Source organism: Streptomyces sp. NPDC060184, assembly GCF_042728795.1.
Classification (GTDB): domain Bacteria; phylum Actinomycetota; class Actinomycetes; order Streptomycetales; family Streptomycetaceae; genus Streptomyces.
Map to the genome: position 1 here is coordinate 72154 of NZ_JBHWYX010000033.1, position 24489 is coordinate 96642.

Consider the following 24489-nt stretch of genomic DNA (forward strand, 5'->3'; position numbering starts at 1 on the left):
GGCCGGGCCCGCTCACCCCGGGGACCGCACCCGACGGGCCGAGCGGGCGGGCCCGGTGGACCCATGGCGCACGCCCCGGTCGACACCCCCGGTTCACGCCCCGGTTCACACCCCCAGGCTCACCGAACTCATGTTGAAGTCCGGGACGCGCAGCGCGGGCATCGCGGCGCGCGTGAACCAGTCGCCCCACTCGCGCGGCAGGGTCCGCTCGGTGCGGCCCGCCTCGGAGGCGCGGGAGAGCAGGTCGACGGGGGACTCGTTGAACCGGAAGTTGTTCACCTCGCCGACCACCTCGCCGTCCTCCACCAGGTAGACGCCGTCCCGGGTCAGCCCGGTCAGCAGCAGCGTCGCCGGATCGACCTCCCGGATGTACCAGAGGCAGGTCAGCAGCAGCGCCCGGCCGGTGGTCGCGGCCACCATCTCGTCCAGCGACCGTTCGCCACCGCCCTCCAGCAGCAGGTTGTCGATGGCGGGGGCCGACGGAAGACCGGTCGACGCCGCCGTGTGCCGGGTGGTGCTCAGCCGCTCCAGCCGTCCGCCGCCGATCCAGTCGGTCGGCTCCAGCGGCAGCCCGTTGTCGAAGACGGACGCCTCGTCCCCCGAGGAGTGCGCGATCACGAACGGAGCCGCCTCCAGCCCCGGCGCGTGCGGGTCGCTGCGCAGGGTCAGCGGCAGTGGCGAGAGCGTCTCGCCCAGCCGGGTCCCGCCACCCGGCCGGGAGAACACCGTCCGGCCCTCGGCGGCGTCCCGCGCGGTCGACGACCAGAGCTGGTAGATCAGCAGGTCGGCCACGGCGGTCGGCGGCAGCAGGGTCTGGTAGCGGCCGGCCGGCAGCTCGATCCGCCGCTGTGCCCAGCCGAGGCGCCGGGCCAGCTCGGCGTCGAGGGCCGCCGGGTCGACGTCCTTGAAGTCCCGGGTGGCCCGCCCGGCCCACGCGGACCGGGTACGGTCCGGCGACTTGGCGTTCAGTTCGAGGGTGCCGGTCGGCTGGTCGTGGCGGAGCCGCAGCCCGGCCGAGGTGCCGAGGTAGGTGGAGACCATCTCGTGGCGGGCGAAGCCGTACAGCTCCCGGCCCCCCGCGCGGGCCCGGGCGAAGGCTTCGCCGAGGGCCGGAGCGAAGTCGGCGAAGACCTCCGGCCCGGTCTCGGCGGGCGCGTCGGCGAAGTCGGGGGAGGCCGGTACGCCGGTGACCGGCGGCTGGGCGTCCTCGGCGGGGCCCGCCGCGCGGGCCGCCGCCTCCGCCGCCCGTACCAGCGGTTCCAGGTCGTCCGCCGTGACGGCGGAGCGCGAGACGACCCCGGAGGCGGTGCCCTCGGTGCCGTCCACGGTCGCGATGACGGTGAGCGTCCTGCCCCGGGTCACGCCGTTGGTGGTCAGGGCGTTGCCCGCCCAGCGCAGATTCGCCGAGGAGGCCTCCTCGGCGATGACCACGCAGTTGTCGGCGGTGGACAGGTCGAGGGCGCGCTCGACGATCTCGTACGGCTTGCTCGCGCGGCTCATCGGCCCGCCTCCTGCGTCGTGTTGAGGATGTTCACGCCCCGGAAGAGAGCGGACGGGCAACCGTGCGAGACCGCCGCGACCTGACCCGGCTGGGCCTTGCCGCAGTTGAACGCGCCGCCCAGCACGTACGTCTGCGGGCCGCCGACCTTCTCCATCGAGCCCCAGAAGTCGGTGGTCGTCGCCTGGTACGCGACGTCCCGCAGCTGACCGGTCAGCTCGCCGTTCTCGATGCGGAAGAACCGCTGCCCGGTGAACTGGAAGTTGTAGCGCTGCATGTCGATCGACCAGGAGCGGTCACCGACCACGTAGATCCCGCGCTCCACCCCGCCGATCAGATCCTCGGTGGAGAGCCCGCCCGGATCGGGGCGCAGCGAGACGTTGGCCATCCGCTGCACCGGCACATGGCCCGGAGAATCGGCGTACGCACACCCGTTGGACCGGCCGAGGCCGGTCAGCCTGGCGATCCTCCGGTCGAGCTGGTAGCCGACGAGGGTGCCGTCCTTGACCAGGTCCCAGGACTGCGCCTCGACGCCCTCGTCGTCGTAACCGATCGTCGCCAGCCCGTGCTCGGTCGTCCGGTCGCCCGTCACGTTCATCACCGGGGAGCCGTACGCCAGCTTCCCCAGCTGGTCGAAGGTGGCGAACGAGGTCCCCGCGTACGCCGCCTCGTACCCCAGCGCCCGGTCCAGCTCGGTGGCGTGGCCGATCGACTCGTGGATCGTCAGCCAGAGGTTCGACGGGTCGACGACCAGGTCGTACCTCCCCGCCTCCACGCTCGGCGCCCGCATCTTCTCGGCCAGCAGCCCCGGGATGCGCTCCAGTTCGTCGTTCCAGTCCCAGCCGGTGCCGGTCAGGTACTCCCAGCCGCGGCCGGCCGGCGGGGCGATCGTCCGCATCGAGTCGAACTCGCCCGTCGTGCCGTCCACCGACACCGCCGTCAACTGCGGATGCACCCGCACCCGCTGCTGCGTGGTGACCGTGCCCGCGGTGTCCGCGTAGAACTTGTTCTCGTGGACGGCCGTCAGCGAGGCGTCCACGTGCGCGACCCCCTCCGCCCCGAGCAGCCGCCCGCTCCACTCGGCGAGCAGCCCCGTCTTCTCCTCGTCCGGTACGGAGAACGGGTCGATGCCGTACGAGGAGACCCAGGTCCGCTCGCCGTGCACCGGCTCGTCCGCCAGCTCCACCCGCTCGTCCGAGCCCGCCGCCGCGATCACCTTCGCCGACAGCTTCGCCATGGCGACGGCCTGCGAGGCCACCTTCGCCGCCGCGTCCATCGTCAGGTCCACACCGGACGCGAACCCCCACGCCCCGCCGTGCACGACCCGCACCGCGTACCCGAGATCGGTGGAGTCCGAGGCCCCGGAGAGGCGGGCGTCGCGCAGCCGCAGCGAGGCGCTGCGCACCCGCTCGAAGCGGAAGTCCGCGTGCGTGGAGCCGAGCGCGCGGGCCCGCGCGAGGGCGGCGTCGGCGAGGGCCCTCAGGGGCAGGGCGAGAAACGACGGGTCGATGTCATGGGCCACGGACGGCCTCCCTTGCGCTGTGGAATCGTGCCCGGGCGTGAAGTCAATCACGGGGCGGCCGGGGGGTGATGGACGGTCGGGCGGATCTCCGGCCGCGCGGAAGCCGCCCCGCGCGGCCCGCCAGGCGCGCCACCTGCGGCTGCGCCGACTGTAGAAACCCCACAGCACCTCGCACGAGCCACTGTCAGGGGCCGATTCTCCGTACACCGCACCGTACCGATAGGTTTTCGACGTACCAGACCGTCAAGGAAAGGGTGATCCGTTGAGCCGCTCGGTTCTCGTCACCGGAGGAAACCGGGGCATCGGCCTCGCCATCGCCCGCGCCTTCGTCGACAACGGCGACAAGGTGGCGATCACTTACCGCTCCGGCGAGCCGCCTCAGGAACTCGCCGAGGCGGGTGTTCTCGCGGTCCGCTGCGACATCACCGACGCCGAGCAGGTGGAGCAGGCCTACAAGGAGATCGAGGAGAAGCAGGGCGCCGTCGAGGTGCTGGTGGCCAACGCCGGCATCACCAAGGACCAGCTCCTCATGCGGATGTCGGAGGAGGAGTTCACCTCCGTCGTCGACACCAACCTCACCGGCACCTTCCGTGTGGTCAAGCGCGCCAACCGCGCCATGCTGCGCGCGAAGAAGGGCCGCGTCGTCCTCATCTCCTCCGTCGTGGGCCTCCTCGGCTCGGCCGGGCAGGCCAACTACGCCGCCTCCAAGGCCGGACTGGTCGGGTTCGCCCGGTCGCTGGCCCGCGAACTCGGCTCGCGGAACATCACTTTCAACGTCGTCGCGCCCGGTTTTGTCGACACCGACATGACGCAGGTGCTCACCGAGGACCAGCGCAAGGGCATCGTCGCCCAGGTCCCGCTCGGCCGCTACGCGCAGCCCGCGGAGGTCGCCGCGGCGGTTCGCTTCCTCGCCTCCGACGACGCGTCGTACATCACTGGAGCCGTCATCCCCGTTGACGGCGGATTGGGCATGGGTCACTGATCACCATGAGCGGAATTCTCGACGGCAAGCGCATCCTCATCACCGGGGTGCTGATGGAGTCCTCCATCGCGTTCCACACCGCCAAGGTGGCCCAGGAGCAGGGCGCGGAGATCATCCTCACCGCCTTCCCCCGCCCCACCCTGACGGAGCGCATCGCCAAGAAGCTCCCCAAGCCCGCTAAGGTCCTCGAACTCGACGTCACCAACGCCGAGCACCTCGACCGGCTCGCCGGTCTGGTCCGCGACGAGCTCGGCACGCTGGACGGTGTCGTCCACTCCATCGGCTTCGCGCCGCAGGACGCCCTCGGCGGCAACTTCCTGAACACCCCGTTCGAGTCGGTCGCCACCGCGATGCACGTCTCGGCGTTCTCGCTGAAGTCGCTCGCCATGGCCTGCAAGCCGCTGATGGCGGAGGGCGGCTCGATCGTCGGCCTCACCTTCGACGCGCAGTTCGCGTGGCCGCAGTACGACTGGATGGGCCCGGCGAAGGCCGCGCTGGAGGCCACCTCCCGCTACCTCGCCCGTGACCTGGGCTCGGACAACATCCGCTGCAACCTGATCTCCGCGGGCCCCCTCGGCTCCATGGCCGCGAAGTCCATCCCGGGCTTCGGCGACCTCGCGAAGGTCTGGGACACCCGGTCGCCGCTGGCCTGGGACATGACCGACCCGGAGCCCGCCGGCCGGGGCGTCGTCGCCCTGCTGTCGGACTTCTTCCCGAAGACCACGGGCGAGATCATCCACGTCGACGGTGGCGTGCACATGATCGGCGCCTGACCCGTACGGACCCCTGTCGGCCGCGCACCCGCATCCGGATCCCCTCCGGAGGGTGCGCGGCCGACGCGCGTCCCGGGGCCGGTGTCTCCCGCTGCGGCGCGCGCCGGAAGGAGGGGGCCGTGCGGACCTGACCGTGCGGACCGCGCCGGGTGACCGGGCCCCGCGGACCGGGCCGGGGAACCGCGCGCCGGGCCGGGGAGCCGCGCGCCTCTGGCCCGGCCGGAACCTTGTCCGTGCACGGTCCGTGACTCCCCGGGTCGAAAAGACCGCCGATCCACCGCAGAATGTGGAGGAACCGGACTCTGGTCAGGCTGCGGGGAGGAGAACGCCGTGCGTCCCACGCGTCGCCGCACCTGGGTTCTCCTCGGGACCGCCGCAGCCGTCGCGGTCCTCGTGGTCCCGGCCGGCATCCACGTCGCCGGATCGGGCGGGGCCGCCGAATCCGGGGGCTCGGGCACCCGCGCACCGTCCCCGGAGCCCGCCGGATCGGAGTGCCGCACCACGGTCGAGGGCTCCCTGGTGGTCGCCTACTGCCACAACCCGTACCCCTCCCTCGACCACGTCCGGCTGCACACGGAGTGCGCCCGGTGGTGGGACGTGGACGGCGACGGCGCGGCGGTCGTCGTCGAACCGGGGCGTACGGTCCGGCTCCAGGACCGCTGCTGGAAAGAGGTGGCCACCGCCTGGGTCACCCACAGCGCGACGCCGGAGACCGTCTGAGAGCCGCCCAGGGCTCCGGGTCAGGGGCTCTCGGGCGGGCAGTGCAGCGCGTGGCCCCCCGCCTCCTCGGCCGCCGTCCGCGCGTCGCCCTCGCGGATCGCCTCGACCAGCCGCCCGTGGTCCATGAGGTTCTCCGGCCGCAGTTCCGGGTCCACGTCACCGCGCAGGTAGTCGCGCAGCACGTCGCCCAGATCCGCGTAGATCCCGGTCAGCACGTCGTTGTGCGCGGCGGCCACGATCGCCAGGTGCAAGGTGGCGTCGGCCTCGACGAACCCCTCCGCGTCCCCCGCCGCCCAGCTCTCCTCGCGCCGCGCCAGCAGGGCGTCCATCTGCTTGAGGTCCCGGTCGGTGCGCCGCCCGGCGGCCAGTCGCGCCGCCGACGACTCCAGTACGGACCGGAGCTCGGAGACGTGACGCGGATCGGCGGTCGCGAAGCGCCGCTGCATCACCCCGGCCAGCTCGCTGGTGGCCACCACGTACGTCCCCGAGCCCTGGCGGATGTCCAGCAGGCCGTTGTGGGCGAGGGCGCGCACCGCCTCGCGGACCGTGTTCCGGGCCACCCCCAGCTGCTCGACCAGCTCCGGTTCGGTGGGGATGCGGGAGCCGACGGGCCACTCGCCCGAGGTGATCTGGTTCCTCAGCTGGGCAATCACCTGGTCGGCGAGTGCCGAGCGCCGGGGGGACGTCAGCGCCATGAGACTCCTTGCTTCGCAGTGCTCCGCAGTGCTCCGAGCCCTCGGTGGCCCGGAAACCTCCCGGCTTCCGGGGTGCGGCGAGGCGTGGTCCGGATTCTGTCAGGAGCGCCCGGGGAGTCGGCGCCCCGGGAGCGCCCTCTCCGATGGCGTCCGCGCCCCGGAAGCGCTGTCTCCCACGGCGTCCGCGCCCCGGGTGCGCCGTCGCGCCGGGGTGGACAACCAATCATCCCATGATTCTATGATGACGTCATGCTGGAAGACGTCACCGAGACACCCGACCCGGCCGCCGCGCCCCCGGCACGGGAGCCCGAACCCACCGTCCCGAAGGCCGCGCCGCCCACCACGGGCGCCCCCGCGGCGGCCTCCCCGTGGCTGCCGCGCCTGCTCGCGGTGGGCCTCGTCCTGGCCGCGCTCAACCTCCGCCCGGCCATCACCAGCCTGGGCTCGCTCCTCGAAGAGGTGCGCGACGGGCTCCACATGAGCGGCGGAGTCGCCGGTGCCCTCACCTCGGTGCCGCAGCTCTGCTTCGCGGTGTTCGGGATCACCGCCCCCCGCCTCGCGCGCCGCTTCGGCCCGGCCGCCGTCGTCCTCGCGGGCATGGTCGCGATCACCGCCGGCCTGCTGATCCGCCCCTTCACCGGCTCCACCATCGGATTCCTGCTCGCCAGCACGCTCGCGCTGATGGGCATCGCGGTGGGCAACGTCCTGATGCCGGTGATCGTCAAGCGCTGGTTCCCCGACCGCGTCGGGTCGATGACCGGCCTCTACTCGATGGCCCTCGCCTTCGGCACCGCCCTGGCAGCCGCGGCCACCGTGCCGGTGACCGACGCGCTGGGCGGCAGCTGGCGGACCGGCCTCGCCGTCTGGGCCACGCTCGGCGTCCTCGCCGTACTGGTCTGGATCCCGCTGGTGATCCGCAGTCGCGCGGGCGCCACCGGAGAGGCGGCGGCCGTCCCGCAGCAGCCGGCCGCCGACTTCAGGATCACCAGGATCCCGACCGCCTGGGCCCTCGCCTGCTACTTCGGGCTCCAGTCCACCGCCGCCTACATCACCATGGGGTGGATGCCGCAGATCTTCCGGGACGCGGGGATCTCCGCGAGCACGGCGGGCGTGCTGCTCGCCATCACCATGGTCATGGGCGTGCCGCTGGCCTTCGTCATCCCCCGGGTCGCCGCCGGGATGCGCAACCAGGGCCCGATCGTCCTCTTCCTGGGAGTCTGCGGCCTCGCCGGGTACGCGGGCCTCTTCCTCGCTCCGGCGGGCGGCGCCTGGTTCTGGGCGGTGCTGCTCGGCATCTCCAACTGCTCCTTCCCGCTCGCCCTCACTATGATCGGCATGCGCACCCGTACCGGCGCGGGCGTGGCCCGGCTCTCGGTGTTCGCCCAGTCCACCGGCTATCTGATCTCGATCCCCGGCCCGCTGCTCGTCGGCGTGCTCAACGAGCACAGCGGCGGCTGGGGCCTGCCCATCGCCTTCATGGCGGCGCTGATGGTTCCGCAGATCGTGGTCGGTGTGTTCGCCGGGCGGGACCGGACGATCGACGCCCACGGGTGAGATGCGAGACTTGCCTCATGCCAGTGCTCGATCCGCATCCCCAGAACGGCCAGAAGAAGCTTCTCCTCGTCCTCGGGGCCATGCTTCTCATCACTGTGATCATCGGAGTCATCGCCTCGGTCTTCGCCCCCTGACGACGGTGGGCGTCCGCCCGCCGGACCCGCCCTCCGGACCCGCCCTCCGGACCCGCCCGCCGGACTTGCCCTCCGGACCCGCCCTCCGGGCGGACGGCGCCCACTTCCGACACACGGCCCGGGGGAGGGTGGGGACAGCCCCACCGTCCCCTAGGGGGCCAGGTTCAGGGTCGAGTGGGTGGGTCTCCGGATGGGCGGCCCGTCCGCCCTTCCGTAGGTTCTGGGTGAAGGAACCCACGACCCTCGGAGGCGGCCATGCCGGCCCGTACGAACCCCCGGTCCGCGCGCGGGGCGACCGCCGGGGCACCGGTGCGACTGCCCTGGTGGGCGCTGGCGCTGCCGGTGCTCGCGTTCGCCGTGCTGCTGCTCATGATCACCGACCCGGAGCAGGCGCAGGCCGCCTCCGCCGACCCCGACCCCGGTTTCGGCCGTTTCGTCGAGCGCGCGATCGATCAGTTGTCCTACTGAAAGCGCCTCCGGGCCCTGTCCGTCACCCCTGGCGGTCGAGCCCGTCAACACCCTGCGCCCGGGCCGCCGATTCGTGCGAAGCTGAACCACATGAGCGTCGACACACCTCGCAGGATCGTTCTTCTCCGGCACGCGAAGGCGGAATGGTCGCAGGCCTCCGATCACGAGCGACCGCTCGCGGAGCGCGGACGCAAGGACGCGCCCGTGGCCGGACGGAAGCTCGCCGATTCCGGCATCGACTTCGACCTTGCCCTGTGCTCGACCGCCGCCAGGACGCGGGAGACCTGGAAGCTGGCGGTCCACGAGTTCGCCCAGCGCCCCAGGACCGTGTACGAGGAGCGGCTGTACGACGCCTCCCTCGGTGAACTCGTCGCCCTCTTCAACGAGACCCCCGACGAGGTGCGCAACCTGCTCGTCATCGGCCACAACCCGGGGATGCACGGTGCGGCGGACGCCCTCGCGGGCTCGGCCGAGGGCGATGTGCTGGCCCGGCTGACCAGGGACGGCTTCGCGACCGCCGCCTACGCCGTCCTGGAGTTCCCGGGCACGTGGAAGAGCGTCGAACTCGGCTCGGGCAGACTCACCGACTACTGGACGCCCATCGACTGACCGGTTCCACCGCACGGAAGGGCCCCGGCACGCCGCGTGTGCGTACCGGGGCCCTTCCGTACGTACGGGGAACGGGCGGACCGCTCCCGTACGCCCCCGGGGCATCCGGGGCGGACGGTTCCTGCGGACGGTTCTCAGGCGCCGGGGGCGTCCGCCGCCTCGACCTCTTCGCGGGTGATGCCCAGCAGATAGAGCACGGTGTCCAGGAACGGCACGTTCACGGCCGTGTGCGCCGCCTGCCGGACGACCGGCTTGGCGTTGAACGCCACCCCGAGCCCCGCGGTGTTCAGCATGTCCAGGTCGTTGGCGCCGTCCCCGATCGCCACCGTCTGCGCCAGCGGAACGCCCGCCTGCCCGGCGAAGCTGCGCAGCAGCCGGGCCTTGCCCGCCCGGTCCACGATGTCGCCCACGACCCGTCCGGTGAGCTTCCCGTCGACGATCTCCAGCGTGTTGGCGGAGGCGAAGTCCAGCCCCAGCCGCTCCTTGAGGTCGTCCGTGACCTGGGTGAACCCGCCCGACACGACGCCGACCTGGTAGCCGAGCCGCTTCAGCGTACGGATGAGGGTACGGGCCCCGGGGGTCAGCCTGACCTCCGCGCGCACCTTCTCCACCACGGACTCGTCGAGTCCGGCCAGCAGGGCCACCCGGGCGTGCAGGGACTGCTCGAAGTCCAGCTCCCCGCGCATCGCCTGCTCGGTCACCGCGGCGACCTCCTTCTCGCAGCCCGCGTGCGCGGCGAAGAGTTCGATCACCTCGTCCTGGATCAGCGTGGAGTCCACGTCCATCACCACCAGGCGCTGGGCCCGGCGGCTCAGACCGGCCGACATCACCGCCACGTCCACACCGATCTGCGCCGCCCCGACCGCGAGCGCGGTCCGCAGCTCCTCGGTGCCCGCTCCGGAGACCGCGAACTCGACGGCCGTCACCGGGTACTTCGCGAGCCGGAAGATCCGGTCGATGTTGGCGCCGGTCGAGGTGATCCTGGCCGCTATGGCGGCGGTCGACTCGGCGGTCAGCGGGTTGCCCAGCACGGTCACGTGGGAACGGCCGTCGCCGCGCGGACGGTTGTCACCCGTCCCCGAGATGATCTCGGCCTGCAGCTTCAGGGACTCGGCCCAGCTGTGCACGGTCGCCCGCAGGTCGCCCTCGGTGGTGCCGCCCGCGGTCGGGGTGGTCACCAGCGCGCACAGCACGATCCGGCCACGCGTGACCACCTGCTCGATGTCCACGACATCCACCGCGTAGGCGGCGAGCGTGTCGAAGAGCCCGGCGGTGATGCCGGGACGGTCCTTCCCGAAGATCTTCACGAGAAGAGTGGGGGAGTCGCTGCCCGGACGGGACCCAGGGAGCTCGGAGGACGAGGGAGACTGAGATGGCTGAGATGCGCTCATGGTGGTTCCACCGTATCGGTCGCCCCTGAAGGCCCGGCACGCCGTCCCGAGTGGCGGACACCGGGCCCCGCGACCTGCGAGACCGCCCGGGACAGTGCCCGGGGCGCCTGCCGGGACGGCCTCGGGACGCCCGCCGCGCCGCCCCGGAACCCGCCCCCGCCAACGCGCCCCGGGACGCCCGGCTTTCGGATCGGGGAGTCTGCCTGGAATAGTGCCCCCCGATGTTCAGCATCCCTGGGCTTCCGCACAGCGGGGGGATATCGGGGGACGACAAGTGGGGCGCGGAGTGCCAGAACTCGTACTGGAACTGAATGGCAGAACCTGGCGGCTCGATCCGTCCAGGTCGTACACGCTCGGACGTGATCCTCAGGGGGACCTGACGTTCGAGGACGCCCGGGTCTCGTGGCGGCACGCCACGATCGGCTGGGGCGGAAACGGCTGGTTCATAGAGGACCACGGCAGCACCAACGGCACCTATGTGCAGGGCAGCCGCGTACAGCGGGCGGAGATCGGCCCCGGCACCGAGGTGCGCCTCGGCAACGCCGGCGACGGGCCCAGGGTCGGCCTGACCGCGCCCGCCGCAGCGCCGCAGCAGGCGCAGCCCGGACCGGCCCAGCAGGCCCCTTACCAGCAGGCCCCGTACCAGCCGCCGGTGGCGCAGGCCCAGCCGCCGGTGGCGCAGGCCCAGCCGGCGGCGCCGTACCAGCCTCCGGCCGCGCCGCCGCAGCAGCAGCCCGCGCCGCAGCAGTCCTGGCCGCAGCAGCATCCGCAGGACCGGGGGGCGCAGGTCCCGCACCAGCAGGGGCCCTTCGCGGGGGCGGGGGGACCGGTGCACAGCGACCGCAGCCCGACCACCTTCCACCAGCTGGCGCTCGGCCGGGTCATGCGCATCGGCCGTGCCCTGGAGAACGAGCTGGTCGTCTCGGACCTCCAGGTCTCGCGCCTCCACGCCGAGTTCCACGCGACCCCCGACGGCCGCTTCGAGATCCGCGACCTCGGCTCGCACAACGGCACCTACGTCAACGGCCAGCAGCTCCAGAAGTCCGGTTCCGCGTTCCTCGGGCCGAACGACATCGTCGGCGTCGGCCACTCCACCTTCCGGCTGGTCGGCGACCGGCTGGAGGAGTTCGTCGACACCGGTGAGGTCTCCTTCTCCGCCCGCCACCTCACGGTGACGGTCGACGGCGGCAAGCAGATCCTCAGGGACGTCTCCTTCGGCGTCCCCGAGAAGTCGCTGGTCGCGGTCATCGGCCCGTCCGGCTCCGGCAAGTCCACCCTGCTCAAGGCGCTCACCGGCTACCGGCCCGCCGACCAGGGCGACGTCCTCTACGACAACCGTGACCTCTACAAGCAGTTCGCCGAACTGCGCCAGCGCATCGGGCTCGTCCCGCAGGACGACATCCTGCACAAGGAGCTCACGGTCACCAAGGCCCTGAAGTACGCGGCCAAGCTCCGGTTCCCCGCCGACACCACCGAGGCCGAGCGCCAGGCCCGTATCCACGAGGTCCTCGTCGAGCTGAAGCTCGACATCCACAAGGACAAGAAGGTCACCTCCCTCTCCGGAGGCCAGCGCAAGCGCGTCTCGGTCGCCCTGGAGTTGCTGACCAAGCCGTCCCTGATATTCCTGGACGAGCCGACCTCGGGTCTCGACCCGGGCATGGACCGCGACGTGATGCAGCTGCTGCGCGGCCTCGCCGACGACGGCCGCACGGTCCTCGTCGTCACCCACTCCGTCGCCGAGCTGGCGATCTGCGACAAGCTGCTCGTCATGGCACCCGGCGGTGCGGTGGCGTACTTCGGTCCGCCGGAGGAGGCGCTCAACTTCTTCGGCTACGACACCTGGGCCGACGTCTTCTCCGCCTTCGAGAACTACCGCGACTACGACTGGGCCGGCCGCTGGCGCGGCTCGCAGCACTACCAGCTGTACGCCGCCGACATCGACGCCGTCGCCGCGCAGCCCGTGAACACCGCGCCCCCGCAGCAGCTGCGCCCGCCCAAGCCGCAGGGCTGGGCGACGCAGCTGTGGACCCTGATCCGCCGGTACGTCTCGGTCATCGTGTCCGACCGGGGCTTCCTGGCCCTGATGGTCGTACTGCCCGCCGTCCTGGGGATCGTGAGCGTGATCATCCCGGCCAAGCTCGGCCTGGCCGCCCCCGCCGATCCCCGCAAGTTCAACGGCAAGGCGGGCACGATCCTGCTGATCCTCGCGGTCGGCATGTGCTTCTCCGGGGCGGCCAACTCCGTACGAGAACTGATCAAGGAACGCGTCATCTACGAACGGGAACGGGCCACCGGCCTCTCCCGGTCCGCATATCTGATGTCCAAGGTCATCGTGCTCGGCGTGATCACGATGCTGCAAGGCGTCATCATCTGCGCCATCGGCCTCTCCACCCGGCAGTTGCCGGAGGAAGGGCTGGTCCTGCCGCCGGCCGTCGAGATCTGTGTCGCGATCATGGTGCTCGGCTTCACCTCGATGATGATCGGCCTGGTCATCTCCGCGCTGGTCAAGACGGCCGAGAAGACCATGCCGCTGCTCGTCATGTTCGCCATCGTGCAGGTCGTCTTCACCGGGGTGCTCTTCCAGATCCACGGCTCGCCCGGCCTGGAGCAGTTCGCCTGGCTGATGCCGTCCCGTTGGGCCGTGGCCGCCGCCGGTGCCACGCTCGACCTCTCCCACCTCATGCCGCCGTGGGACCCCGCGAACCCGACCGACCTCGACCCGCTCTGGGAGCACTCGACGGGCGTGTGGGCCACCGACCTCACGGTGCTGGTGGCGCTGGGGGTCCTCTGCTGCTTCGTGGTCGCCCGGCTGCTGCGCCGCCACGAGCCCGAGGTCATGCGCAAGTAGGGGACACCCCCGCCTTCCCGGGCCGTGCCCCGGGAACGTGAACGCGCCGGAGGGCGGCACCCCACTCGGGGTGCCGCCCTCCGGCGTATCAGTCGTGCTCAGGCACTGGGCCCGCGGTCCCGCCGCGAGGAGCCGGTCAGTACGCGCTGTCGACGTTGTCGATCGTGCCGTACTTGTCGGCCGCGTAGTTGGCCGCGGCGGTGATGTTGGCGACCGGGTCGTACTGGCTGTGGACCGTACCCGGGACGTGGTAGTAGTCGAAGGTCGGCTTGATGATCTGCAGCAGACCGATCGACGGGACGCCGTTCTGGGCGTTGATGTCCCAGTCGTTGATGGCCTGCGGGTTACCGCTGGACTCGCGGATGATGTTGCGGTGCAGCCCCTCGTAGGTACCGGGGATGCCCTTCTCCTTCATGATCGCGAGAGACTCGCGGATCCAGCCGTCCAGGTTGTTCGCGTAGACCGGCTTCCGCTCGGCGGAGCGGCTGGCGGACTCGTTGGACGAGCGCTGCGCGGCGTCGGCCTTCGCCTTGGCGGCGGCCTTGGCCTTGGCCTCGTCGGCGGCCTTCACCTTCGCGGCGGCCTCGGCACGCTCCCGGGCCTTCGCGTCGGTCAGGGCCTTCGCGTCGGCGACGGCCTTGGTGCGGGCGGCCTCGTCCTTCGCCTTGGCGGCGTCGGCGGCCTTCACCAGCTTGGCGGCGGTCGAGTTCTGCTCGATCACGCTGTCCTGCACGGCCTTGGCCTGAGCCGAGTCGGCTGCCGACGCGAAGACGACCGGGGACGACGCCACGGAGGCGTCGGTGCTCTCGGCCTGGGCGTTGCTCGGAACCAGCGAGAACGTCAGGGCGGCAACACCCAGCGCGGAGACGCCGGCGACGGACAGCTTCTGCGTCTTGTTCAGACGACGGGTTCGGTCAAATATGCGGGACGCGGACATGCAGACGTACCTCTTCGAATCGTTGGAACCCCGTGCGGGGCGCCAGGACGGAGAGTGGCGGTGCGCCTCTCTGTCAGGTGGAGATGCAATTCTTAGCGACCGCAAAATGCCCTGGCAAAGGTGTGACGTACGAAGTCGCCTAGTGGATCAGAGTCTTATGTCCGTTTCGTCGAGGCCTGTCATGACGGCTTAAATCACCCTTATTCGTCCACTAACGGGCTTCGTACGTGACGTGAGTCCTATGCGTGGGCTCACATGGCCGGGTCGCCTGTCTCACTGCGCGTTGCAGGAGCAACCCGCTGCGTCAGCGGTTTTCCCGAGGGCGGGGAACGAGATCCCGAAGCCGCACGGCGACGGACGTACGCCTTCGGCGGGCCCCGGCCGCCCGGCCGGGCCCAGGGCCCGGGGACCTACGCCGGAAGGCCCCGGTCGTCGCCGTCCACAGGCCGATACGGGGCCCGCGCACCGCCGGTACCGTGAGGCGTATGAGCCACCTCCGACCGTCGGGTCTCGCCGCCGTGAGCGCCGCGCTGCTCGCGATGAGCCGGCAGCTGGACATGCGCGACGTCCTCAAGACGATCGTCGCCTCCGCCCGCGAGCTGCTGGACGCCGAGTACGCGGCGCTGGGCGTCCCCGACGACCACGGGGGCTTCGCCCAGTTCGTCGTCGACGGCGTCAGCGAGGAGCAGTGGAAGGCGATCGGCCCGCTGCCCCGGCAGCACGGCATCCTCGCCGCGATGCTCCACGAGGCGAAGCCCGAGCGGCTCAGCGACGTCCGCAAGGACCCGCGTTTCGGCGGCTGGCCCGATGCCCACCCCGACATGTCGGACTTCCTCGGCCTGCCCATCCAGGACGGCGACGAGACCATCGGCGCGCTCTACCTGGCCAACAAGAGGTGCCCCAAACCCGAGGGGAGCTGCGGTTTCACCGCCGAGGACGAGGAACTCCTCTCGATCCTCGCCCAGCACGCCGCCATCGCCCTCACCAACGCCCGTCTCTACGAGCGCAGCCGCGAGCTCACCATCGCGCAGGAGCGCTCCCGCCTCGCCCACGAACTGCACGACGCCGTCAGCCAGAAGCTGTTCTCCCTGCGGCTGACCGCCCAGGCCGCCGCCGCCCTGGTCGACCGCGACCCCGCACGCGCCAAGGGAGAGCTCCAGCAGGTCGCCGCCCTCGCCGCCGAGGCCGTGGACGAACTCCGCGCCGCCGTCGTCGAGCTCCGCCCCGCCGCACTCGACGAGGACGGCCTCGTCGCCACCCTCCGTACCCAGGTCCAGGTCCTCGACCGGGCGCAGAGCGCCCGGGTCACCTTCGAGAGCCAGGGCGTACGGGCGCTGCCCGCGGCGCAGGAGGAGGCGCTGCTGCGCGTCGCGCAGGAGGCCCTGCACAACGCGCTGCGCCACTCCGGCGGCGCCCGCGTCACCGTCGCCCTGACCCGGCGCGGCGCGGGCACCGTGCTGCGGATCACCGACGACGGCCACGGGTTCGACCCCACGGCGGTCCGCCAGGCGGGCCGGCACCTCGGCCTCGTCTCGATGAGCCATCGCGCGCACAGCGTCGGCGGCACCCTCAGCGTGGAATCGGCGCCCGGACAGGGCGCCACGATCGAGATGGAGGTCCCCGGTGGCTGACAAGACCATCCGCGTCCTGCTGGTCGACGACCACCAGGTCGTCCGGCGCGGGCTGCGCACCTTCCTGGAGGTGCAGGAGGACATAGAGGTCGTCGGAGAGGCGTCCGACGGCGCGGAGGGGGTCGCCCAGGCCGAGGCGCTCCGCCCCGACGTGGTGCTGATGGACATCAAGATGCCCGGCACGGACGGCATCGAGGCGCTGCGCAAGCTCCGCGAGCTGGCCAACCCCGCGCGGGTCCTCGTCGTCACCAGCTTCACCGAGCAGCGGACCGTCGTCCCAGCCCTGCGCGCCGGAGCCTCCGGGTACGTCTACAAGGACGTCGACCCTGACGCCCTGGCCGGCGCCATCCGCTCCGTCCACGCGGGCCACGTCCTGCTCCAGCCCGAGGTGGCCGGAGCGCTCCTCGCCCAGGAGGACGGCGGCGGCGGTACGGGCCGGGGCACCACCCTGACCGAACGCGAGCGCGAAGTGCTCGGGCTCGTCGCGGACGGCCGGTCCAACCGCGAGATCGCCCGGGCGCTGGTGCTGTCCGAGAAGACCGTCAAGACCCACGTCTCGAACATCCTGATGAAGCTGGACCTGGCCGACCGCACCCAGGCCGCCCTGTGGGCCGTACGCCACGGAATGGCGGACTGAGCGGGGGACGGCGGCCGGTCCGGAGCGGCGGCCGGTCCGGACCGGCGCCCTTTCCGGTCGGTGGCGGACCCGGACCGGCCAGGCAAAGGGCGTCTACCGCCGTCCCCGCTCGCCCTCCTCCACGTACGCGTTGTACGCGGCCACCTGCGCCCTGCGCGCCACCCGCTCCACCGGACGCAGCGCCTCGCCCCGCGCCGCGATCTCGGAGGCGCTCACCGCGCCGCCGTGCCCGTTCTCGTACGCCAGCGAGATCAGCAGTCCCACCCGCTGGGCCAGCTCCAGCACGCGTACCGCCCGGGGCGGATACCCCGGGGCCAGCACCTCGCGCCCGCGCTCCGCCCGCGCCCGGTAGGCGTCGACGGCCGCCTCGGCCACCGGCCCCGAGCCGGCCACGTCCAGCCGCGACAGCAGCGCCGTCGCGTCCCGCAGCGCCTCCGCGAGCTCCCGCTCCGCCTCGCCCAGCGACGGCACGTCCGCCGGCGGGGCCTCCCGTACGGGTGTGACCCGCCACACCACCTCGACGTGCAGGTCGCCGGGCGGCCCGGCCTCGGTCACCTCCGGCACCAGCCCGTACGCCGCCCCGGAAGCGACCACCGCCTCCCCGGTCTCCAGCGCACGCGCGTTGAACTCCGGCGGACCGCTCAGCCCCAGCGGATGCCCCGGGGCCGGCAGCGCCACCCGGTAACCCGTCACCCCCAGCCCGCGCAACCGCCCCAGCGCCAGCGTGAGCCCCACGGGCCCCGCCTCACCGGGCAGTCCCTCGACGCGGTGCACCGCGTCCTCTCCGACGATCGCGTCCGCCGCGTCGTCCGGAGACACCAGTCCGGCGAGCAGCGCGTTTCCCCAGGCGGCCAGCAGCCCTGAGCGTGGTTCCGAAAGCATGGAGACAGCCTAAGAGCTGCCGCGCGCTCCCCGGCGGGAACGGACCTCGCGGCCGGAGCGCTCCCGGGGTGGCGTAAGTTTTGCGTGGGAGCTGTGCCCTCCGGCACGCGACGATCTCGACACTGCATGGGGAGACAACGCGCTCATGAGCGATGTACTGGAGCTGGTGGACGTATCCGTGGTCCGCGACGGACGCGCTCTGGTGGAAGACGTCTCCTGGTCGGTCAAGGAGGGGGAGCGCTGGGTCATCCTCGGCCCGAACGGCGCGGGCAAGACGACGCTGCTCAACATCGCCTCCAGCTACCTCTTCCCGTCCAAGGGAACCGCCAAGGTCCTCGGTGAGCAGCTCGGCGGCGTCGGCACCGACGTCTTCGAGCTCCGCCCGCGCATCGGCATCGCCGGCGTCGCCATGGCGGAGAAGCTCCCCAAGCGCCTCACCGTCCTGCAGGCGGTGCTCACCGCCGCGTACGGCATGACGGCGACCTGGCACGAGGACTACGAGGACGTCGACGAGCAGCGCGCCCGCGCCTTCCTCGACCGGCTCGGCATGAACGACTACCTCGACCGCAAGTTCGGGACCCTCTCCGAGGGCGAGCGCAAGCGCACCCTGATCGCCCGCGCGATGATGACCGACCCGGAGCTGCTCCTGCTCGACGAGCCCGCCGCCGGACTCGACCTCGGCGGACGCGAGGACCTGGTGCGCCGCCTCGGCCGCCTGGCCCGTGACCCGTACGCCCCCTCCATGATCATGGTGACCCACCACGTCGAGGAGATCGCGCCGGGATTCACCCACGTCCTGATGATCCGGCAGGGCAAGGTGCTCGCCGCCGGCCCCATGGAGACCGAGCTCACCTCGCGCAACCTCTCCCGCTGCTTCGGCCTGCCGCTCGTCGTCGAGCACCAGGGCGACCGCTACACCGCGCGCGGCCTGCCGCTGTCGTAGGCGAACCACCCCTGCCCCAGGCGGTGTCCGGCCTCGATCCGCCGGACACCGCCTGGTGTCCGGCCCTGCGCCGGCCGGACATCGCGCCCTTTCGGGGCCTCGATCCGCCGGAGACACCGCGCGCCCTTTTGGCCCCGCACCGGCCGGACGCCGCGCCCTGCCGGCTTCGATCCGCCGGACCCCCGGCTTGGACACCCCTGGCCGGATCCCGCCCCCCAGGGCCCCTGTCCCTGGGGCACATGCGGTCCTACCATGACGACATGGACGCGTGGGTGTGGTGGCTGATCGCGGCGGTGGGGCTGGGCATTCCCCTGGTCCTCACCGCCATGCCGGAGTTCGGGATGTTCGCGGTCGGCGCTGTCGCGGGGGCGATCGTCGCCGCCCTCGGCGGCGGCATCGTGGCCCAAGTGCTGGTGTTCGTCGTCGTCTCCGTCGCGCTGGTCGCCGTGGTGCGCGTGGTCGCCGCCCGCCACCGGGGCGACGGCCCCCAATTCTCCTCCGGGATCGACGCGTTGAAGGGTCGCCGGGCCGTCGTGCTCGAACGCGTCGACGGCGCGGGCGGGCGCGTCAAGCTGGCGGGCGAGATCTGGTCGGCCCGCGCGCTCGACGACACCCAGAGCTTCGAGCCGGGCCAACAGGTCGACGTCGTCGAGATCGACGGGGCCACCGCCGTCGTCATGTGACCGAACCGGCCACGCGGCAGGGCGAGTTCTGCGACACTCGAAGTCGATCATGTCGGCTCGCCCGGTCCGTCACAGTGAGAGCACGACCCGATCACCAGGATCCGTCGGCTATCGAAGGGCTTGAGGCACACGATGCAACCGGTCATCATCGTCCTGATCATTTTGGTGGTGCTCGTCTTCATCGCCCTGATCAAGACGATCCAGATCATTCCGCAGGCCAGCGCCGCCATCGTCGAGCGCTTCGGGCGTTACACCCGCACGCTCAACGCGGGGCTGAACATCGTCGTCCCGTTCATCGACTCCATCCGCAACCGCATCGACCTCCGCGAGCAGGTCGTGCCCTTCCCTCCGCAGCCGGTGATCACCCAGGACAACCTGGTCGTCAACATCGACACGGTCATCTACTACCAGGTGACCGACGCCCGCGCCGCGACGTACGAAGTCGCCAGCTACATCCAGGCGATCGAGCAGCTCACCGTCACCACCCTCCGCAACATCATCGGCGGCATGGACCTGGAGCGGACCCTGACCTCCCGCGAGGAGATCAACGCGGCCCTGCGCGGCGTCCTGGACGAGGCCACCGGCAAGTGGGGCATCCGCGTCAACCGCGTGGAGCTCAAGGCCATCGAACCGCCCACCTCCATCCAGGACTCGATGGAGAAGCAGATGCGCGCCGACCGTGACAAGCGCGCCGCCATCCTCACCGCCGAAGGCATCCGGCAGTCACAGATCCTCACCGCCGAGGGCGAGAAGCAGTCCTCGATCCTGCGCGCCGAAGGTGACGCCAAGGCAGCCGCCCTGCGCGCCGAGGGCGAGGCCCAGGCCATCCGGACCGTCTTCGAGTCCATCCACGCCGGAGACCCGGACCAGAAGCTCCTCTCGTACCAGTACCTCCAGATGCTGCCGAAGATCGCCGAGGGCGACGCCAACAAGCTCTGGATCGTGCCCAGCGAGATCGGTGACGCCCTCAAGGGCCTCAGCGGCGCCTTCGGCAACCTCGGCGGCGGCGTCCCGGGATTCGACACCGGCGGCCCCCGCCCGAGCAAGGAGCGCCGCGAGGAGCCCCCGGTCGACTGACCCGGCCCTCCCGGGCGCGCGGCCCCTCCCGCGTACGGCGGCGGATCCTCGCCCGCGCGGCGGCTCCCCGCGCACCCGGCCCGGTGGCGCGGCCGGACGGCGCAACTCCCCTTCACGGGGCCCCCGTCCGGCCCGCCCCGGGCCGTCGTGCATGATCGGTGCGGCACCCCGACCTTCATGGCGGGGATGCGTCAACGCTCACCGAAGGAGTGGCCTTGTCCCTCTGGGAAATGCTCGCCGTCCTCGCCGCCGGCACCGCCGCGGGAACGATCAACACCATCGTCGGATCAGGCACGTTGATCACCTTCCCCGTGCTGCTCGCCGTCGGCCTGCCGCCGGTCACCGCCACCGTCTCCAACGCCCTCGGCCTCGTACCCGGCTCCGTCAGCGGGGCGATCGGCTACCGCGAGGAGCTCAAGGGCCAACGCTCACGAGTCATCAGACTGGGCGTCAGCTGCCTGATCGGCGGACTCGCCGGTGCCACCCTCCTGCTGGCCCTGCCCTCCACCGCGTTCGAGACCGTCGTCCCGGTCCTGGTCACCCTCGCCCTCGTGCTGATCGTGCTCCAGCCCCGCATCAGCAGGGCCGTGCAGCGCCGCCGCGAACGCTCCGGCGCCCCCGCCCACCCCGAGGGCGGCCCGCTGCTCGCCGTCGGACTCCTCCTCGCCAGCGTCTACGGCGGCTACTTCACGGCCGCCCAGGGGATCATCTACCTCTCCCTGATGAGCATGCTGATCGACGACACCATGCAGCGCCTCAACGCCGTCAAGAACGTCCTGGCCGCCGTCGTCAACAGCGTCGCCGCGCTCTTCTTCCTCTTCGTCGCCGACTTCGACTGGACCGCCGTCCTGCTCATCGCGGTCGGCTCCACCCTCGGCGGCCAGATCGGCGCCCGGGTCGGCCGCCGCCTCAGCCCCACCGTGCTGCGCTGCCTCATCGTGGCGGTGGGAATCTGCGCCGTCGTCCAACTGCTGCTCCGCTGACGCGCGGAAGCCCGCCTCCCCCATGGAGACGGGCTTCCGGTACGCCATCGGGCGTACGTCGATCGGACTCGGGCGGACGTCGGCGGGACCCGGGCGGGCGTCGGCGGGACCCGGGCGGGCCCGGGACGCCCGCGGCGGTCCCAGGACCTCGTGGCGGGACCCGGGCTCTCGCGGTCAGGCCGCGGTACGGTCCCGGTCCAGCCAGTCCGGCAGCGAGGAACGGTCGGCCGACGCCATCGCCAGCAGCATCGCCTCGGCCGGCGAGGGGACGAACGGCTGCCGCAGCAGCGGCATCTGAGCCTGCTCCGGAGTCCGGGCCGCCTTGCGGTGGTTGTCCTCCGCGCAGGACGCCACCGTGTTCAGCCAGGTGTCCTGACCGCCCTGGGCCCGCGGCACGACATGGTCCACGGTGGACGCCCGCCGCCCGCAGTACGCGCAGCGGTGCTGGTCACGTATGAGGACTCCCCGTCTCGACCACGGCGCCTGTCTTCGGAACGGCACGCGTACGTACCGGCAGAGCCTGATCACGCGGGGCACCGGGATGTCGACGTCGGCACCACGCATCCGCAGCCCGGGATCCGCCTGCTCGACGACCGCCTTGTCCGTCAGGACGAGGACCACCGCGCGGTTGAGGGTCACCGTCGACAGCGGCTCGAAGCTCGCGTTGAGAACCAACGTGTCACGCATCCTGCCCGCCTCCCCATGTGCCGCCCGCGCTCCGGCGGGCCCGGACCAACTCTGGCCGGACGGGCCGTACGGGACAACGCAATAAAAAGTGCCCTGCCCAGATCTCTCCAAGACCGGGGCAGGGCAAACGGGAGAAGAACGCTCAGCTTTCGGGGGAGGCGTACTCGCCGATCAGCTGCGCGCGGCCCAGCGTGTGGAAACGCAGGTTGAATCCGACCACGGCCGGGGAGGCGTCGCTGTCCGGACCGAGCTTCTCCGTGTCCACGGCGTACACGGTGAAGACGTAGCGGTGGTTCTCACCGGCCGGCGGGGCGGCACCGCCGAAGTCCTTCGACCCGTAGTCGTTGCGCGCCTGCACGGCTCCCGCGGGCAGCCCGGCGAAGGCACCGCTGCCCGCGCCGGCCGGCAGCTCGGTGACCGAGGCGGGGATGTCGAACAGAACCCAGTGCCAGAACCCGCTGCCGGTGGGGGCGTCCGGGTCGAAGCACGTCACGGCGAAGCTCTTCGTCCCGGCCGGGAATCCCTCCCAGCGCAGCTGCGGGGAGGTGTTGCCCTCCGCGTACACCTGCGCGTCCGCCAGCACGGCGCCCGGCGCGACGTCGTCGCTCACCACGGTGAACGCGGGCACCTCGGGGTGGAAGTCGTGCGGGAGCGGGGCCCTCTTCGCTGCGGTCACATCAGCACCTTTCCTTCGGTACGGTCCCGGCGGGGCGCTCCCCGCCGGGACCAGGACGTCTCCCACGGATCATGCCGGACGCCCCTCCGGGCCCCGGCACGACCCGGCGGACGACGGCCCGGCAGGAGGCTCACAGCCAGTTGCGCTGACCGCCCACCTGGGCCAGCCACTGGTTGAGGTAGGCCGCCCAGTCCGTCTGGTGGAAGTCGTCGAAACCGACCCGGAAGGAGCGGTACGAGTCGCTGCCCTCGCTGAACAGCCCCGGCTTCTTGTCCATCTCCAGGACGACGTCCATCTCGCGGTCGTCCGCGACGAAGGAGAGCTCGACCTGGTTCAGGCCGCGGTACTGCTGCGGCGGCACGAACTCGATCTCCTGGTAGAACGGCAGCTGCTGGCGGGTCCCGCGGATGTGGCCGCGCTCCATGTCCGCGCTGCGGAAACGGAAGCCGAGCTGCCCGAACGCGTCCAGGATCGCCTGCTGGGCGGGGAGCGGGTGGACGTTGATCGGGTCCAGGTCACCGGAGTCCAGCGCGCGGGCGATGTCCAGCTCGGTCGTCACCCCGATGTTCATGCCGTGCAGGTTCTGCCCCGCGAACGTGGTGATGGGCGTCTCCCACGGGATCTCCAGCCCGAACGGCACCACGTGGACGGCACCGGCCTGCACCTCGAACGCGCCGCCGAGCCGCAGCTTGGTGAACTCGATGTCCTGCTTGAACTCCTGGTCGTTGCCCTCCACCTCGACCCGCGCCTGCAGGCCGACCGACAGCCCCTGGATCTGCTGGGCGACGGACCCGCCCTGGACCCGCACCTCGCCCTGGACGACGCCACCGGGGACGACGTTGAGCTCGATGAGCTCCGTCTCCACCGACGCGCCGCCGGCGCCCATGCTCGCGAGGAGCCGCTTGAAGCCCATGGTTTTCTCCTTACAGGTGTGTGACCCCTACATACGCGCCCTGACCGTAGCCGGTTCCCCCCACGTTTCCGCCAGTACCCTCGGACGCCATGAACGACGCCACCGACGACGCCACGACGGACCTCCCGGACCGCACGCCACTGACGCGGGACTTCTTCGACCGCGACGTCCTGGACGTGGCCCCGGACCTGCTCGGCCGCACGCTGGTACGGCGCACCGCCGACGGACCCATCGAGCTGCGCCTGACCGAGGTGGAGGCGTACGCGGGCGAGATCGACCCCGGTTCGCACGCCTTCCGCGGCAGAACGGCCCGCAACGGCGTGATGTACGGCCCGCCGGGCCACGCGTACGTCTACTTCACGTACGGGATGTGGCACTGCCTGAACCTGGTGTGCGGCCCGGAGGGGTGGGCGAGCGGGGTGCTGCTGCGGGCCGGTGAGATCCGTACCGGTGCGGATCTGGCCCGCCCCCGTCGACTTTCGGCCCGGCACGACCGAGAACTCGCCAAAGGCCCGGCCCGGCTGGCGACGGCTCTCTCGGTCGACCGGGCGCTCGACGGAAGCGATGTCGTCGCCGGCCCGTCCGATCCGATGTCCGTCCTGTACGGCACCCCGCCACCGCGTGACCAGGTGCGGAGCGGCCCGCGTACCGGCGTGGGCGGTGACGGTGCCCACCAGCCCTGGCGCTTCTGGATCGACGGCGACCCGACCGTGAGCCCCTACCGGGCCCACACCCCGCGGCGGCGCCGGACTTGACGCAGCCTCGGGCAGTCCCTAATGTAGTCCGAGCCGCTTTACACGGGTGCAGTTGTCGGACCGGTCCTCCGGACCTCGCCGACTGGCCCCGATGCGGCCAACCACTACCTTCGATCCGCCCTGACGGGCGCGAATTCGGCATGTCCGAATTTCGCTTCGAACGCTCGATTATGAGTCGTCACGGAAATGGACTACGGTAGCGGCATCGCCGAAAGGAAGCCGAAAGGCAGACATGAGGCAAAGGCCCCCGACTGGCCGCCGGAATCAATTTCGGACCGGAAACGGAACGAAAAAGAGTCTGGTAGAGTCGGACTCGCCGGAAAGGGAAACGCGAAAGCGAAGAACTGGAAAGCGAAAATCGCTTGACCCGCTTCGATCGGGAATCGGACCGATAAGAGTCTGATAGAGTCGGAAACGCAAGAACGAAGGGAAGCGCCCGGAGGGCCCCGGTGAAACGGGACCGAAGGAAGCGTCCGTTCCTTGAGAACTCA

General features: G+C 71.5%; 24 protein-coding genes. 15 read left to right on the forward strand and 9 right to left on the reverse strand.

Going from position 1 to position 24489, the window contains the following annotated elements; translation table 11 throughout:
- Positions 1-105: 105 nt before the first annotated feature.
- Both ACFWEE_RS22025 and ACFWEE_RS22030 read right to left on the reverse strand, forming a co-directional pair.
- Positions 106-1500 carry a metallopeptidase TldD-related protein gene (locus ACFWEE_RS22025; RefSeq protein WP_386891383.1) on the reverse strand — a complete coding sequence of 465 codons (1395 nt, stop codon included), beginning with the start codon at positions 1498-1500 and terminating at the stop codon, positions 106-108.
- The gene (locus ACFWEE_RS22030) at positions 1497-3020 is read right to left on the reverse strand and encodes a TldD/PmbA family protein (protein ID WP_386891386.1); all 1524 of its coding nucleotides are present in this window, start codon (positions 3018-3020) and stop codon (positions 1497-1499) included. Before ACFWEE_RS22030 ends, ACFWEE_RS22025 begins: the two co-directional genes overlap by 4 nt.
- A 262-nt stretch (positions 3021-3282) precedes the next feature.
- On the opposite strand from ACFWEE_RS22030, the gene fabG reads away from it, so the two are divergent.
- From fabG to ACFWEE_RS22045, 3 genes are all read left to right on the forward strand, one after another.
- Entirely contained in the window at positions 3283-4002 is a 720-nt protein-coding gene (gene fabG / locus ACFWEE_RS22035; RefSeq protein WP_386891388.1) for a 3-oxoacyl-[acyl-carrier-protein] reductase, read from the forward strand.
- A gap of 5 nt (positions 4003-4007) precedes the next feature.
- Positions 4008-4775, forward strand: a complete 768-nt coding sequence (gene fabI / locus ACFWEE_RS22040; protein ID WP_327175012.1) for an enoyl-ACP reductase FabI — start codon at positions 4008-4010, stop codon at positions 4773-4775.
- A 330-nt stretch (positions 4776-5105) separates the two neighbouring features.
- Positions 5106-5495 carry a hypothetical protein gene (locus tag ACFWEE_RS22045; RefSeq protein ID WP_386891389.1) on the forward strand — a complete coding sequence of 130 codons (390 nt, stop codon included), beginning with the start codon at positions 5106-5108 and terminating at the stop codon, positions 5493-5495.
- Between the two features lie 20 nt (positions 5496-5515).
- On the opposite strand, the gene ACFWEE_RS22050 is transcribed toward ACFWEE_RS22045, so the two are convergent.
- Entirely contained in the window at positions 5516-6190 is a 675-nt protein-coding gene (locus ACFWEE_RS22050) for a FadR/GntR family transcriptional regulator (protein ID WP_386891390.1), read from the reverse strand.
- A 249-nt stretch (positions 6191-6439) separates the two neighbouring features.
- On the opposite strand from ACFWEE_RS22050, the gene ACFWEE_RS22055 reads away from it, so the two are divergent.
- The 4 genes from ACFWEE_RS22055 to ACFWEE_RS22070 all read left to right on the forward strand — a co-directional run bounded on the left by ACFWEE_RS22055 (position 6440) and on the right by ACFWEE_RS22070 (position 8955).
- Positions 6440-7744: a CynX/NimT family MFS transporter gene (locus ACFWEE_RS22055; protein ID WP_386891391.1), complete on the forward strand. Its 1305-nt coding sequence runs from the start codon at positions 6440-6442 to the stop codon at positions 7742-7744.
- A gap of 17 nt (positions 7745-7761) precedes the next feature.
- Complete coding sequence (locus tag ACFWEE_RS22060) at positions 7762-7878, forward strand: SGM_5486 family transporter-associated protein (protein ID WP_327175008.1); 117 nt, start codon at positions 7762-7764, stop codon at positions 7876-7878.
- Positions 7879-8133: 255 nt separating this feature from the next.
- Positions 8134-8346, forward strand: a complete 213-nt coding sequence (locus ACFWEE_RS22065) for a hypothetical protein (protein WP_386891392.1) — start codon at positions 8134-8136, stop codon at positions 8344-8346.
- A gap of 90 nt (positions 8347-8436) precedes the next feature.
- Positions 8437-8955 carry a SixA phosphatase family protein gene (locus tag ACFWEE_RS22070; protein ID WP_386891394.1) on the forward strand — a complete coding sequence of 173 codons (519 nt, stop codon included), beginning with the start codon at positions 8437-8439 and terminating at the stop codon, positions 8953-8955.
- Between the two features lie 134 nt (positions 8956-9089).
- On the opposite strand, the gene serB is transcribed toward ACFWEE_RS22070, so the two are convergent.
- Positions 9090-10346, reverse strand: coding sequence for a phosphoserine phosphatase SerB (serB, locus tag ACFWEE_RS22075; RefSeq protein ID WP_386891396.1), 1257 nt, complete (start codon positions 10344-10346; stop codon positions 9090-9092).
- Between the two features lie 274 nt (positions 10347-10620).
- Between serB and ACFWEE_RS22080 the strand changes: the two genes are divergently transcribed.
- Positions 10621-13194 carry an FHA domain-containing protein gene (locus tag ACFWEE_RS22080; RefSeq protein ID WP_386891398.1) on the forward strand — a complete coding sequence of 858 codons (2574 nt, stop codon included), beginning with the start codon at positions 10621-10623 and terminating at the stop codon, positions 13192-13194.
- Between the two features lie 136 nt (positions 13195-13330).
- Here the strand turns inward: ACFWEE_RS22080 and ACFWEE_RS22085 are convergent, their stop codons facing one another.
- Positions 13331-14131, reverse strand: a complete 801-nt coding sequence (locus ACFWEE_RS22085) for a transglycosylase SLT domain-containing protein (protein ID WP_386891399.1) — start codon at positions 14129-14131, stop codon at positions 13331-13333.
- Between the two features lie 485 nt (positions 14132-14616).
- Here ACFWEE_RS22085 and ACFWEE_RS22090 point away from each other — a divergent pair, with 485 nt between their 5' ends.
- A complete protein-coding gene (locus tag ACFWEE_RS22090) occupies positions 14617-15762 on the forward strand; it encodes a GAF domain-containing sensor histidine kinase (RefSeq protein WP_386891401.1) in 1146 nt (381 codons plus the stop codon).
- Positions 15755-16399, forward strand: a complete 645-nt coding sequence (locus tag ACFWEE_RS22095) for a response regulator (RefSeq protein WP_386891403.1) — start codon at positions 15755-15757, stop codon at positions 16397-16399. Before ACFWEE_RS22090 ends, ACFWEE_RS22095 begins: the two co-directional genes overlap by 8 nt.
- Before the next feature lie 93 nt (positions 16400-16492).
- On the opposite strand, the gene ACFWEE_RS22100 is transcribed toward ACFWEE_RS22095, so the two are convergent.
- The gene (locus ACFWEE_RS22100; RefSeq protein WP_386891405.1) at positions 16493-17281 is read right to left on the reverse strand and encodes a hypothetical protein; all 789 of its coding nucleotides are present in this window, start codon (positions 17279-17281) and stop codon (positions 16493-16495) included.
- Positions 17282-17426: 145 nt separating this feature from the next.
- Between ACFWEE_RS22100 and ACFWEE_RS22105 the strand changes: the two genes are divergently transcribed.
- The 4 genes from ACFWEE_RS22105 to ACFWEE_RS22120 all read left to right on the forward strand — a co-directional run bounded on the left by ACFWEE_RS22105 (position 17427) and on the right by ACFWEE_RS22120 (position 20967).
- Positions 17427-18224, forward strand: coding sequence for an ABC transporter ATP-binding protein (locus ACFWEE_RS22105; protein WP_386891406.1), 798 nt, complete (start codon positions 17427-17429; stop codon positions 18222-18224).
- A gap of 260 nt (positions 18225-18484) precedes the next feature.
- Positions 18485-18907 carry an NfeD family protein gene (locus ACFWEE_RS22110; RefSeq protein ID WP_386891408.1) on the forward strand — a complete coding sequence of 141 codons (423 nt, stop codon included), beginning with the start codon at positions 18485-18487 and terminating at the stop codon, positions 18905-18907.
- 132 nt (positions 18908-19039) lie between these two features.
- Positions 19040-19984, forward strand: a complete 945-nt coding sequence (locus ACFWEE_RS22115) for an SPFH domain-containing protein (RefSeq protein WP_386891409.1) — start codon at positions 19040-19042, stop codon at positions 19982-19984.
- A 215-nt stretch (positions 19985-20199) separates the two neighbouring features.
- Positions 20200-20967 carry a sulfite exporter TauE/SafE family protein gene (locus ACFWEE_RS22120; RefSeq protein WP_386891410.1) on the forward strand — a complete coding sequence of 256 codons (768 nt, stop codon included), beginning with the start codon at positions 20200-20202 and terminating at the stop codon, positions 20965-20967.
- Between the two features lie 174 nt (positions 20968-21141).
- Here the strand turns inward: ACFWEE_RS22120 and ACFWEE_RS22125 are convergent, their stop codons facing one another.
- The 3 genes from ACFWEE_RS22125 to ACFWEE_RS22135 form a co-directional block, all read right to left on the reverse strand.
- On the reverse strand, positions 21142-21654 hold the full coding sequence (locus tag ACFWEE_RS22125) for an HNH endonuclease (RefSeq protein ID WP_386891412.1): 513 nt from the start codon (positions 21652-21654) through the stop codon (positions 21142-21144).
- A gap of 142 nt (positions 21655-21796) precedes the next feature.
- Positions 21797-22330: a YbhB/YbcL family Raf kinase inhibitor-like protein gene (locus ACFWEE_RS22130; RefSeq protein WP_386891413.1), complete on the reverse strand. Its 534-nt coding sequence runs from the start codon at positions 22328-22330 to the stop codon at positions 21797-21799.
- A gap of 130 nt (positions 22331-22460) precedes the next feature.
- On the reverse strand, positions 22461-23243 hold the full coding sequence (locus ACFWEE_RS22135) for a sporulation protein (RefSeq protein WP_386891415.1): 783 nt from the start codon (positions 23241-23243) through the stop codon (positions 22461-22463).
- A gap of 89 nt (positions 23244-23332) precedes the next feature.
- On the opposite strand from ACFWEE_RS22135, the gene ACFWEE_RS22140 reads away from it, so the two are divergent.
- On the forward strand, positions 23333-23998 hold the full coding sequence (locus ACFWEE_RS22140; RefSeq protein ID WP_386891416.1) for a DNA-3-methyladenine glycosylase: 666 nt from the start codon (positions 23333-23335) through the stop codon (positions 23996-23998).
- The last annotated feature ends 491 nt before the right edge of the window (positions 23999-24489 follow it).

What these genes read in the sequence shown, in the direction of transcription:
- ACFWEE_RS22025 (WP_386891383.1), bottom strand. Translation starts at nt 1,500, where the DNA reads ATGAGCCGCGCGAGCAAGCCGTACGAGATCGTCGAGCGCGCCCTCGAC.
- fabI (WP_327175012.1), top strand. Translation starts at nt 4,008, where the DNA reads ATGAGCGGAATTCTCGACGGCAAGCGCATCCTCATCACCGGGGTGCTG.
- ACFWEE_RS22050 (WP_386891390.1), bottom strand. Translation starts at nt 6,190, where the DNA reads ATGGCGCTGACGTCCCCCCGGCGCTCGGCACTCGCCGACCAGGTGATT.
- ACFWEE_RS22055 (WP_386891391.1), top strand. Translation starts at nt 6,440, where the DNA reads ATGCTGGAAGACGTCACCGAGACACCCGACCCGGCCGCCGCGCCCCCG.
- ACFWEE_RS22060 (WP_327175008.1), top strand. Translation starts at nt 7,762, where the DNA reads ATGCCAGTGCTCGATCCGCATCCCCAGAACGGCCAGAAGAAGCTTCTC.
- ACFWEE_RS22065 (WP_386891392.1), top strand. Translation starts at nt 8,134, where the DNA reads ATGCCGGCCCGTACGAACCCCCGGTCCGCGCGCGGGGCGACCGCCGGG.
- ACFWEE_RS22070 (WP_386891394.1), top strand. Translation starts at nt 8,437, where the DNA reads ATGAGCGTCGACACACCTCGCAGGATCGTTCTTCTCCGGCACGCGAAG.
- serB (WP_386891396.1), bottom strand. Translation starts at nt 10,346, where the DNA reads ATGAGCGCATCTCAGCCATCTCAGTCTCCCTCGTCCTCCGAGCTCCCT.
- ACFWEE_RS22085 (WP_386891399.1), bottom strand. Translation starts at nt 14,131, where the DNA reads ATGTCCGCGTCCCGCATATTTGACCGAACCCGTCGTCTGAACAAGACG.
- ACFWEE_RS22090 (WP_386891401.1), top strand. Translation starts at nt 14,617, where the DNA reads ATGAGCCACCTCCGACCGTCGGGTCTCGCCGCCGTGAGCGCCGCGCTG.
- ACFWEE_RS22100 (WP_386891405.1), bottom strand. Translation starts at nt 17,281, where the DNA reads ATGCTTTCGGAACCACGCTCAGGGCTGCTGGCCGCCTGGGGAAACGCG.
- ACFWEE_RS22105 (WP_386891406.1), top strand. Translation starts at nt 17,427, where the DNA reads ATGAGCGATGTACTGGAGCTGGTGGACGTATCCGTGGTCCGCGACGGA.
- ACFWEE_RS22110 (WP_386891408.1), top strand. Translation starts at nt 18,485, where the DNA reads ATGGACGCGTGGGTGTGGTGGCTGATCGCGGCGGTGGGGCTGGGCATT.
- ACFWEE_RS22115 (WP_386891409.1), top strand. Translation starts at nt 19,040, where the DNA reads ATGCAACCGGTCATCATCGTCCTGATCATTTTGGTGGTGCTCGTCTTC.
- ACFWEE_RS22125 (WP_386891412.1), bottom strand. Translation starts at nt 21,654, where the DNA reads ATGCGTGACACGTTGGTTCTCAACGCGAGCTTCGAGCCGCTGTCGACG.
- ACFWEE_RS22135 (WP_386891415.1), bottom strand. Translation starts at nt 23,243, where the DNA reads ATGGGCTTCAAGCGGCTCCTCGCGAGCATGGGCGCCGGCGGCGCGTCG.
- ACFWEE_RS22140 (WP_386891416.1), top strand. Translation starts at nt 23,333, where the DNA reads ATGAACGACGCCACCGACGACGCCACGACGGACCTCCCGGACCGCACG.